The organism is Nocardiopsis ganjiahuensis DSM 45031 (genome assembly GCF_000341085.1).
GTDB classification, from domain to species: Bacteria; Actinomycetota; Actinomycetes; order Streptosporangiales; family Streptosporangiaceae; genus Nocardiopsis; species Nocardiopsis ganjiahuensis.
The window spans coordinates 57429-68489 of sequence record NZ_ANBA01000006.1; the positions used below are offsets into that span (position 1 = coordinate 57429).

Consider the following 11061-nt stretch of genomic DNA (forward strand, 5'->3'; position numbering starts at 1 on the left):
GGACACCGGTGTCCGCCCGGTGTCCGCCCAGTGTCCGCCCGGCTTGGAACGGTGGTCTCCGAGAACGAGGAGGCAACCCATGACCATCTGCATCCGGGCCACCGGCCTGGTCAAGCGCTTCGGAGACACCACCGCCCTGGACGGAGTGGACCTGGAGGTCCCCACCGGGTCCATCCTCGGTGTCCTGGGACCCAACGGCGCGGGCAAGACCACCGCCGTGCGCATTCTGGCGACACTGCTCAGACCGGACGCGGGGACCGTGACCATCGCCGGGCACGACGCCCTGCACGACCCGGTGGCCGTGCGCAGGATCATCGGCCTGACCGGCCAGTACGCGTCGGTGGACGAGGAGCTGACCGGCCGGGAGAACCTGGAGCTCATCGGGCAGCTCCTGCGCCTGCCGACCCGGGAGTACCGCTCACTGGCCCGCGAGCTGGTGGAGCGGTTCGACCTCACCGACGCCGGTGACCGGCCGGTGCGCACCTACTCCGGGGGGATGCGGCGCCGCATCGACCTGGCCGCGAGCCTGGTGGGCCGCCCCCGGGTCCTCTACCTGGACGAACCCACCACCGGGCTGGACCCCCGCAGCCGCAACGGGCTGTGGCAGACCGTCCGGGAACTGGCCGAGGACGGGACCACGATCCTGCTCACCACCCAGTACCTGGAGGAGGCCGACGAGCTGGCCGACCGGGTCACCGTGATCGACCACGGCAGGGTGGTGGCCGAAGGGGAGCCCCAGGAGCTCAAGCGGCGGACCGGGTCCCAGACCCTGCACGTGCGCACCGTCGACCCGGCCGACACCGAGCGCGCGGTCGGCCTGCTGACCGAACTCCTCGGGTTCCGTCCCTCCGTCCACGAGGACAACACGACGATCACCGCGCCCGCCGACGACACCGTCCTGCTGGCGGCCCTGGTCCGCCGGCTGGACCAGGAGGCGATCGCCACCGACGAACTGGGCACACGGCTGCCCAGCATGGACGACGCCTTCCTGTCCCTGACCGGACGAAGCAGCCACGCCCACACCGAGGAGAGCACCGTATGACCGCCACCGCCGTGCCCCCGCCCGTCACCGTCGTCCGGACCCAGCCCGAACGGATCGGCCCGCTGCTCGGGCTCGCCCACGGCCTCACCCTCGCCAAGCGCAACCTGCGCTACGCGGTGCGCACGCCGAGCAGCCTCATCGACACGGTCATCCAGCCGGTGCTGTTCCTGCTGGTGTTCGTGTTCCTGTTCGGCGGGGCCATCTCCGGCACCTGGCAGGAGTACCTCCAGACCCTGGTGCCGGGCCTGATGGTGCAGATCACCATGTACGCGAGCATCGGCACGGGCATGGCTCTGAGCAACGACATCTCGAAGGGGGTCTTCGACCGCTTCCGCAGTCTGCCCATCGCGCGCTCGGCGCCGCTGGTCGGCGCGGTCCTGGGCGACGTCATCCGCTACGTGGTGGCCGTCGCCGTGCTCCTGGCCCTGGCCTTCGCGCTGGGCTTCCGTGTGCAGACCGACCCCCTGTCCGCCCTGTTCGCGTTCGTACTGGTCGTGGTGTTCGGGCTGACGCTGTGCTGGCTGTCGGTACTGGTGGGGATGGTGGCCTCCACCCCGCAGGCCGTCCCGGGGATCGCGATGGCGGTCATCCTGCCGCTGACCTTCGGCAGCAACATCTTCGCCGACCCCGAGACGATGCCCCGCTGGCTGGAGCTGTGGATCGGCGTCAATCCGGTGACCTACTTCGTCGACACCGTGCGCGGGCTGATGATCGGCGGTCCCGTCGCGCAGCCGCTGATCGTGAGCCTGTTCGCGGTGGTCGTCGCGCACCTGGTGCTCCTGCCCCTGGCGCTCCGCGCCTACCTGCGAAAAGTTCGCTGACGCGGCGCGTGTGAGCCTGGTCGACGGAAGGTGTGACGGTATGTCGAGAATCCTGTTGGACGGACGCGGCACGGCCCGTGTCCGCGTCCGGGCCGAACTGCCCGCGCAGGCCCAGGCCGCCCAGGCCCTCGGTCCGCTGCTGAGGCCGGTACCACCACGGGACGGGGCGGAGTGGGTGCGCCTCTCCCTCACCCGTCTGGCCCGCACGCGCCTGACCCGCCGTGAGTTGGCCGAGGCCCGTGCCCTGTTCGGGCCGGACCTGCCGAGGGCTCCGCGCACCGGCGCGACCCCGGCCGGGCTGCGGCGGGTGCTGCGCACCCTGGAAGCGGTGTCCGAAGCGGCGGTCGAGCCCTACCGGAAGCAGATCGAGGCCCGGCAGCACCGGGCCGCCCACCTCCTCGGTCTCCGTGTCGGCTCGCTGGGTGTGGCCGCCGCGCTGGACTCGCTGTCCTCCCGGTGCCGCTGGGAGGACGACGTCCTGTTCGTGGACGACGGCCTGGAACGCGAGTACGAGACGGGCGGGGAGGGACTCCTCCTGCTGCCCTCGGTGTTCACGGGCCCCGAACCGCACGTGGCGCGCTGGAACGGCGCCGAGGGCCGGCGCACCGTCCTGCTGTTCCCCGCACTCGGCCCGTGTGACGCCCTGGACTCGCTCCTGGAGCGGAGCCGTTCCCGGGAGAACCTGGAACGGCTGATCGGGCGAACCCGGACGGCGGTCCTGGCCGCCCTGGTCGTGCCCGCCTCGACCGGCCAACTGGCCAAGGACCTGTACGTGTCACCCACCTCCGTCAGCGAGCACACGGCCGCGCTGCGGCAGGCCGGTCTGATCACGACCACCCGCGAGGGCAACCGCGTCCGGCACCTGGCCACCGCATTCGGCCTGGCCCTGCTGGAGCACGCCGACGCCCGGGAGCGCGCTGTCGCACTGGTGGAGTCGGCCTGAGGGGGCCACCGCTCCGCACGGACGGGGACGGGGGTGACCGCACCGGCGGTCACCCCCGTCCTGTCGGCGCACGGCCCCGGCTCCGGGCCGGGCGCATCGGCCGGTTCAGCCCTGCAGGGCGGACACCAGGCTGGTCGGGCGCATGTCGGTCCAGTTCTCCTCGACGTACTCCAGCGCGCGGGCGCGGGAGGTCGCCTCCAGCGCGATGTCCCACCCCCCGGGGATCTCCGCGAAGGAGGGCCACAGGGAGTGCTGTCCCTCGGCGTTGGTCAGGACGAGGTACTGGGCGTCATCGTTCTCGAACGGGTTGCTCATGGTGGGGTTCTTCCTCTCGTGGTGTTACCGCTTGTGGTGGTCTTCGGCGGCTGCTCTGCGGCGCCGGGGCGCGGCGCGGAGCAGTTCGCCCAGCGCTTCGGTGAACGCCTCGGCCAGATGCTCGACCGTGGAACGCCGGTGCCGGTTGGCGGAGTAGGTCCAGGAGAACTCCATCCGGCCGCCGGTGACCGCGCCGGTCACGTCGAGCAGGTTGGTGCGCTTCTCGGCCGGGGCGTGATCGCAGGGGGGCAGGGGCAGTGTGCGCCGGACCAGGCCCTCCTCCGCGCCGCCGAACCGGCCCAGGTAGTTGAAGGAGACGGGGATGTCGGGCTGCGAGCGCAGGGTCCGCGCCCCGGGTCCGTCGGCCAGGCGGCTCAGAGCTCCGAACCCGATACCGGCCGGAGCGGAGCGGTTGCCGCGTTTGACGGCGGCGACGGTCTCGGCCCAGCCGCCCTCTTCGGGGATCTCCAGCAGGGCGGGGTGGATGGTGGTGAACCAGCCGACGGTACGGGACAGGTCCAGGTCCTCGAACAGGTCCTCGCGGCCGTGTCCCTCCTTCTCGACGAGGATTCGGCGGGATCCGGTCCAGTCGGCCAGGACCCGGCCCAGCGCCGCCAGCAGGACGTCGTCGATCCTGCTCCGGAAGGCGCCGGGGGCCCAGGACAGGAGGGCCTCGGCGTCCTCGGGCGGAACGGCCGCGGTGACCACGTCCTGGGAGGCGACGTCGTTGGCGCCCCCGGTGTGGTCCAGGGGTAGGTCCGCGGCGTTCTCCACCATGGCCAGCCACGCGGGGGCGTCGGCGTCGAACCCTCCCTCGCGGGTGTGCTCGGCCAGTCGGCGCGCCCATTCGGGGAAGGGCGTGGTGCGCTCGCCCAGGTCCACCGGGAGGCCTACGGCCAGCTGGCCGTAGGCGCTGGTCAGGTCCTCCAGGATCACCCGCCAGGAAACCCCGTCCACCACCAGGTGGTGCGCGGCCAGCAGGACCCGGTGCCGGTCCCGCTCCCCGGTGTCCACGACCACCGCCTCGAACAGCGGCCCCTCGGCCAGCCGGGAGGCGGGCCGTTCCCGCAGGGCCTCGGCGTGGACGGCCCGCTCGGTCTCGTCCTCGGTCATGGCCGAGGCGTCCAGGATCCGTACCGCCCGGCCGTGGACGTCGGCGTCCAGGTGCTGGCGCCAGGCGCCGTCCACCCGCTCGGCCCGCAGCCGCAGCATGTCGTGGTGGGCCAGGACGCGGGCGGCCGCCTCGGCCACCAGGGAGGGTTCGGTCCCCGGGGCCAGCTCACAGTGCAGGGACATGTCGAAGTGCTCGGGGCGGCGGGGGTGGGTGTCCAGGAACCAGCTCTGCACGGGGGTCGGGGGCACCTCCCCGGTGATCGGAGCCGCCTCGGTACGGCCCCGGGCGGGCTCCTTCCTCCCGCGGCCGTCGAGGGTCTCGGCCAGCGCGGCGAGGGTCTGGTGGAGGAACACGTCCTTGGACGTGGCGTCGAACCCGGCCGTGCGCACCCGCGACACCAGCTGGATGCTGAGGATGGAGTCGCCGCCCAGCTCGAAGAAGTTGTCGTTGACACCCACCTTCTCCACACCCAGCAGGTCCGTCCACACCCGGGCCAGCACCTCCTCGGTGGGGGTCCGGGGCAGCACGTAGCCGACCGTGACGAAGGCTTCGTCGTCCGGTGCCGGAAGCGCCTTCCGGTCGGTCTTGCCGTTGGCGTTGAGCGGCAGGGCCGCCAGCAGGACCACGGCGGTCGGGACCATGTAGTCGGGCAGGTACCGGGACGCGCCCTCCCGTACCTGGGCGGCGCCGGTCGGCCCCGTTCGGGGATCGGGCACGACGTAGGCGACCAGGCGTCTGACACCGGGCCGGTCCTCGCGTGCGACGACGGTCGCGGCGAGCACGCCGGGCAGGGCGGCCACCACGGACTCGACCTCGCCGAGCTCGATCCGGAACCCCCGGATCTTCACCTGGTCGTCGTTGCGGCCCAGGAACTCCAGCTCGTGGTCGGCGGTCCAGCGCACGACGTCGCCGGTCCGGTAGATGCGGCCGCCCGAACCGAAGGGGTCGGCGACGAACCGCTCCGCGGTGTGCCCCGGGGCCCCGTCGTATCCCGCGGCCAGGGAGTCGCCGGACAGGTACAGCTCTCCGTACACGCCGGGCGGTACCGGGCGCAGCCAGGTGTCCAGGACGCGGGCGCGGGTGCCGGCGACCGGCCGCCCGATCCGCGGGCGCTCGCCCTCCCGCACCCGCCAGACGGTGCTGTTCACGGTGTTCTCGGTGGGTCCGTAGAAATTGTGGACCGCGCGCACCCCGGCCGACGCCAGTCGCTCGTACAGCGCGGTGTCCAGGGCCTCTGCGCCCACGCTCAGGACGCTCACGGGGTGGTGTTCCCTGTCCAGGAGGCCGACGGCGACCAACTGGTTCAGGTAGGAGGGAGTGGTGTCGAGGTAGTCCACGCGATGGCGGTTCAGGTAGGCGCACAGGGCCTCGGCGTCGACCCGCGTGTCCTCGTCCACGACGTGCAGGTGGTGCCCGTCGAGCAGCCACACGAAGGGGTCCCACGAGGCGTCGAAGGTCCAGGCCGCCAGGTGGGCCGCGGTGAGGGTGCGGCCGGAGGTGTCGTCGGTGTCCAGGACGGCGGTCCGGTAGGCGCGGACGGCAGCGAGCACGTTGGCGTGGGTGACGACCACTCCCTTGGGTCTGCCGGTGGAGCCGGACGTGTACATCACGTAGGCGGGGTGGGCTCCGTGCAGGGTACGGACCCGGTGGTCGGCGGTGAAGGGCTCGGAACCGTCGCTTCGGGGCAGGTCGTCGGTGACCAGTACCGGAACGGCGCCGTCCACCAGGGTGTGGGCCCGCTCCTGCGCCCCGCGGGCCGTGAGCGCGTACACCGCTCCGGACCCGGAGATCACGGAGCGCGCCCGCTCGGCCGGGGCCTTGGGGTCCACCGGGACGTAGGCCGCTCCGGCACGGAGCACGGCGAAGAGGACCGCCACGGCCTCGGCGGTGCGGGGCAGCAGCGTGACGACCCTGTCACCGGGGCCGACGCCCAGTCCGGCCAGGTGGTGGGCCAGGGCGTCGACGCGTTCGTCCAGCTCCCGGAAGGCAAGGGTGGTGGATCCGGCTGTGAGGGCCGCCGCTTCGGGTCGCTGGTGCGCGAGGCGGGTCAGGGCGTCGAGGACGTGGGCGTCCCCGGGCCGCTCCTCCGGGGTCGGGGGAAGCGCGCCCCGCCCGGCGGCGAGCAGTTCCCCGCGTTCCCCGCTCGGCAGCATGTCCACCTCGCGCAGCGGGGACCCCGGTGTCCGGGCGAGCCCGTCCAGCAGGACGCACAGGTGGGTGGCGAACCGGTCCACGGTGGCCGGGTCGAACAGGTCGGTGTCGTACTCGACCGAGCCGATCAGGCGGTCCCCGGACTCGTGGAAGTCCACGCTGAGGTCGAAGAGGGAGTGCTGTCGGCGCAGAGGGTGGTCGGCCACCTCCAGCCCGTCGATGCTCCACTCCTGGGCGGGGGTGTTCTGGAGCGCCACGACCGCCTGGACCAGGGTGGGACGGGAGGGGTCGCGCTCGACCTCCGCAGCGTCCACGACGGCGTCGAAGGGGACTCCGCCGTGTTCGAAGGCGGTGAGCAGTGTCTCGCGCACGCGGGCCAGGAATTCGGAGCCGGTGAGCGACTCGTCCACCCGGGTGCGCAGCGCGATCGTGTTCACGAAGAACCCGACCACGTCCTCCAACTCGGTGTGCTCCCGGCCGGAGACGACGGTGCCGACGGTGACGTCCCGCTGACCGGTGTAACGGGACAGCAGGACCTGGACGGCAGCTGTCAGCACCATGAACAGGGTCAGGCCGCCGGAGGCCTCCTGCGTACGGACCGCAGCGAGCGTGTCCGGACCCACCTCGAACCGGTGGGTGGCGCCGCGGCCGCGGCGGACCAGGGGGCGGGGGCGGTCCGTGGGCAGGTCCAGGGGTTCCGCACCGAGCAGCTCGGTCCGCCAGTACTCCAGTTCGGCCTCGAACGCCTCGGACTCCATGTGGGCGCCCTGCCAGGCAGCGTAGTCCGCGTACTGGAGGCGGGCGGCCGGGAGCCCGGCACGTGCGGCCAGATCCGCCGGAGCGGTGTCGGAGGTGCCGCCCGGGCCGTCGGCCCCGCCGCCCCGGGCGCCACGGACCGCCGCGCCGTAGAGGGCACCGAGCTCCGCGGTCAGGACGGACAGGGACCAGGCGTCCACCACGATGTGGTGGATGCCCAGGGCCAGCACGTACTCCTCGGAGGCGAGGGTGACCAGGGACCAGCGCAGCAGCGGGCCCCGGGCGAGGTCGAAGGGGCGCTGGACGAACTCCTCCAGGAGGGGGTCCAGCGCCCCCCGCCCGTCCGGGCCGGTGAGGTCGGTCGTGGTCAGGTCCACCGCGGCGGGGCCGGTGCCGTCAGCCGGGTGGACCACCTGGACGGGGAGGCCGTCGTGCTCCTCGAAGGTGGTGCGCAGGGACTCGTGCCGGTGGACGAGGGCACCCAGGGCAGCGGTGAGCGCCCGGGTGTCCAGGGGGCCGTGCAGTCGCAGCGCGAACCCCGAGTTGTACTCGGAGCCGCCCGGCTCGTAGCGGTCCAGGAACCACAGCCGGCGCTGGGCGGCCGACAGCGGCAGCGCGGTGTCCCGGGCGACCGGCACCAGCGCGGGCGCGCCCTCGGTGTCCTCCGCGGCCCCGGCCGTCAGCATCGGGGCGAGTCCGGCGACGGTCGGATGGTCGAAGACGGCGCGTACCGGCAAGCGGGTACCGAACGCGTCCGCCGCGCGGGCGATCATGCGCGCCGCGGTGACCGAATCACCCCCGACCCTGAAGAAGCTGTCGTGGACGCCCACGCGCTCGATGCCGAGCAGGTCGGTCCACAGGTCGGCCAGGCGGCGTTCGGCCTCTGTGGCGGGCGCGGTGTGCTCGGCGAGGTCCTGGGCCTGCCAGTCCACTGCGGGCAGGGCGTGCCGGTCGGTCTTGCCGTTGGGGGTGAGCGGGACGCTCTCCAACACGACGAAGGCGGAGGGCACCATGTGAGCGGGCAGGGTCTCGGCGGCCAGGGCCGACAGGCCGGCCGGGGTGGGGGCGGCGCCGGCCTCGGGGACGACGTAGGCGACGAGCCGGGTGCCCGAGCCCCCGCCCCGTGCGACCACGACCGCCTGACCGACCTCTGCCAGCGCGCTCAGGGAGGCCTCCACCTCGCCCGGCTCGACACGGTGTCCGCGTACCTTGACCTGGTCGTCCGCGCGCCCCAGGAATTCCAGGGAGCCGTCGTGGCGGCGGCGGACCACGTCGCCCGAGCGGTACATGCGGGAGCCCGCGGGACCGGCGGGGTCGGCCACGAAGCGGGTGGCGGTCAGGCCGGGCCGGTTCAGGTAGCCGTGCGCGAGACCGTCGCCGCCGATGTACAGCTCACCGGGGACGCCCTCGCGCACCGGGCGCAGCCAGCGGTCGAGGATCTGGATGCGAGTACCGGCGACGGGTTCCCCGAGGGGGAGGATCCCGGACCCGGTCAGCGGCGTGCTCATGGTGGTGCAGACGGTGGATTCGGTGGGCCCGTAGGCGTTGTACATCCGGCGCCCGCGGGAGAAGGGGCCGACCAGCTCCGGCGGACAGGCCTCGCCCGCGACGAGCAGGTGTTCGACCGGGCCGAGGTCCTCGGGTGACAGCGCGGGCAGCAGGGCCGGAGGCAGGGTCACGTGTGTGATGCCGTGGGTCCGCAGTGCCTCGGGCAGCCCTTCACCGCGCAGCTGTTCGCGGGGCAGCAGCACGGAGACGGCGCCGTTGAGCAGGGCCACCAGGAGTTCGGCGACAGCGGCGTCGAAGCTGGGGGAGGCGAACTGGAGCATCCGGTCTCCCGGGGCCGCGTCCATGCGTTCGCCCTGGGTGGCGGCCAGTGCCGCCAGACCCCGGTGCGGGACCAGGACCCCCTTGGGCCGCCCGGTGGAGCCGGAGGTGTAGATGAGGTAGGCGGGGTCCTCGACGGTGAGGTCCTCGCGCAGCGGTTCGGCCGACCACGACGGCGAGGGGTGCAGGACCCGGGCGGTGTCCGGAAGGCGTCCGACGAGCTCGGGGGTGGTGAGCACGGCTGCGGGCCGCGCGTCCTCGATCATGTGGGTGAGGCGCGCCGACGGATAGTCAGGGTCGAGCGGCATGTGGACCGCGCCCGCGTAGACGACGGCGAGGAGCAGGAGGGCGTGGTCGGTGCCGCGTTCGAGGCAGACCCCGACCCGGTCGCCGCGCCGCACGCCCGCGGAGCGCAGGTACCCGGCGATCCGGGCGGCGCGCTCGTCGAGTTCGGCGAAGGTCAGGTCGTCCCCGGCCCCGGATACCGCGAGGGCGTCGGGGTGCCGTGCCACCCGCTCCGCCATGAGGTCGATGAGTGTGCGCGGCCGGGGTCCGGCCGGACCGGAGTGCGCCCCGGAACCGCCCAGGTCCAGGGCACGCAGGGGGCGCTCGTCCTCGGCGTCCTCCAGTACCCGGACGAGGTCGCCGACGAGGCGGACCACGGACTCCGCGTCGAAGACGTCGGTGTTGAACTCGGCCGAACCGGCGAGCCCGTCCTCCTCGGCCTGGAACTCCAGGGTGAGGTCGAAGACGGAGTGTTCTCGGCGGATGGAGAAGGGGCGAGCGTCCAGGGGCCCCAGGGAGGCCGCGCCCCCGCCGCCCGCGTTCTGGAAGACGACGGCCGCCTGCACCAGGGGTGGGACTGCGAGGTCGCGGTCGTCGAGCACGGCGTCGACGACCGCGTCGAAGGGGACCTCGGCGTGGTCGAAGTCGGTCAGGACCCCGTCGCGGGTCCGGATCAGGTTCTCGCCGAAGGAGACGCGCTCGTCCACCCGTCCGCGCAGGGCCAGGGTGTTGACGAAGAAACCGTTGAGACCGTGCAGGCGGCTGTTCTCCCGGCCCGCGGTGACGGTGCCCAGGACCACGTCGTCCTCACCGGTCCACCGCGCCACGGCCACCCGGGCCGCGGTGGTCAGCACCATGAAGAGGTTGGTGTTGTGGTCGCGTGCGACGCGTTCGAGGACACGGAGCGTCCCGGCGTGCAGCCGGAAGGGGTGGCTGTCACCGCGCATGGTGCGTACGGGAGGGCGGGGTCGGTCCAGTGGCATCTTGAGCGGTTCGGCACCGGCCAGGCGGTCGCGCCAGTGATCCAGCGAGGCCTCGTAGCGTTCGCCGCTGAGGCGGTCGCGCTGCCAGGCGGCGTAGTCCGCGTACTGGAACGGGAGCGGGTCCAGTGTCGCCGCCAGTTCGGCCGCTCCCTGCCCGGGCGAGCGCAGGGCCTCGGTGTAGACGTGGTCGAGCTCCCCCTGGAGGACACCGAGGGACCAGCCGTCGGTGACGATGTGGTGGAGGACGACCAGCAGGACGTGCCGGGCGTCGTCGACGCGGAACAGGTCCGCGCGGACCAGCGGTCCCCGCTCCAGGTCGAAGGGCTCCGCGTAGCGGCGGGCGGCGAGTTCGGCCAGCTCCTTCTCTCCGCCGGGGACGTCGGACACGCGCAGGGGCAGGTCGGCGGGGTCGCCGACGACCTGTCTGCCCTCACCGTCGACCTCGTGGAAGGTGGTGCGCAGCGACTCGTGCCGGTGGCGCAGAGCGGTCAGGGACCGTTCCAGCGCGGGAACGTCCAGGGATCCGCCCAGGTCCAGGGCGAACCCCGAGTTGTAGTCGACCCGTCCGGGTTCGATGCGGTCCAGCACCCACAGGCGCTGCTGGGCGAAGGAGAGGACGGCCGGCACGGACCGGTCCACGAGCGGGAAGTCCTCGGTCCGCTTCCTGTGCCCGCGCAGGCGGCGCAGCATCTCCTCACGGAGGAGGTCCTGGTTCGTGCTCTCGTCGGCGGTGTCGCTGGGGCGCTGTCCCCGGTCCTGGGCGTGGTTCATCGTGTATTCCTCGAAGATCCGTGAAGCTGGTGGCTTTCGGCGGCACCCATGAG

General features: G+C 73.0%; 5 protein-coding genes. 3 read left to right on the top strand and 2 right to left on the bottom strand.

The window, feature by feature from the left end; translation table 11 throughout:
* The first annotated feature begins 79 nt into the window (after window positions 1–79).
* Genes D458_RS0105625 through D458_RS33020 form a run of 3 tightly spaced genes read left to right on the top strand, consistent with a single transcriptional unit; the run spans window position 80 to window position 2806 of the window.
* On the top strand, window positions 80–1042 hold the full coding sequence (locus D458_RS0105625) for a daunorubicin resistance protein DrrA family ABC transporter ATP-binding protein (protein WP_017585747.1): 963 nt from the start codon (window positions 80–82) through the stop codon (window positions 1040–1042).
* Window positions 1039–1863, top strand: coding sequence for an ABC transporter permease (locus D458_RS0105630; protein ID WP_017585748.1), 825 nt, complete (start codon window positions 1039–1041; stop codon window positions 1861–1863). The genes D458_RS0105625 and D458_RS0105630 overlap by 4 nt, the downstream gene beginning before the upstream one ends.
* A gap of 40 nt (window positions 1864–1903) precedes the next feature.
* A complete protein-coding gene (locus tag D458_RS33020; RefSeq protein WP_017585749.1) occupies window positions 1904–2806 on the top strand; it encodes an ArsR/SmtB family transcription factor in 903 nt (300 codons plus the stop codon).
* A 105-nt stretch (window positions 2807–2911) separates the two neighbouring features.
* On the opposite strand, the gene D458_RS0105640 is transcribed toward D458_RS33020, so the two are convergent.
* Both D458_RS0105640 and D458_RS0105645 read right to left on the bottom strand, forming a co-directional pair.
* Window positions 2912–3121 carry an MbtH family protein gene (locus D458_RS0105640; RefSeq protein ID WP_017585750.1) on the bottom strand — a complete coding sequence of 70 codons (210 nt, stop codon included), beginning with the start codon at window positions 3119–3121 and terminating at the stop codon, window positions 2912–2914.
* Window positions 3122–3145: 24 nt separating this feature from the next.
* Window positions 3146–11008, bottom strand: coding sequence for a non-ribosomal peptide synthetase (locus D458_RS0105645; protein ID WP_017585751.1), 7863 nt, complete (start codon window positions 11006–11008; stop codon window positions 3146–3148).
* Between the last annotated feature and the right edge of the window lie 53 nt (window positions 11009–11061).